Annotated in this window: 1 pseudogene; it reads right to left on the bottom strand. The window is 54.2% G+C overall.

The window, feature by feature from the left end:
• Nucleotides 1–253, bottom strand: a pseudogene (locus P8629_RS12355) (hypothetical protein); the annotation flags it as partial.

Here is a 253-nt window from a genome sequence, read left to right as displayed (position 1 = left end):
CAGCGGCGTTACGGAAGGTTAACTGGCCTTTTTCGACTTCTACAAAGCTGGCCGGATCGTTCTTACGCCCACCGACCTTAAACGGCGCGGCGGCGGAAAGTACCGGTAGTTTTGCCAGATCCGGATCGCCCTGAATAAAGTGTTCCACATAGGCTTTCTGCGCGTTGTTCACCACCTGTACGGTCGGATCATCCTGTACCAGCGCCAGATAGCTGTACATATTGTCGGCGGATTTACCGATCGGTTTGCTGAC

The organism is Hydrogenovibrio sp. 3SP14C1 (assembly GCF_029625905.1).
In the GTDB taxonomy this organism is placed as follows: domain Bacteria; phylum Pseudomonadota; class Gammaproteobacteria; order Thiomicrospirales; family Thiomicrospiraceae; genus Hydrogenovibrio.
This window is presented reverse-complemented; position numbering and strand designations above follow the sequence as displayed.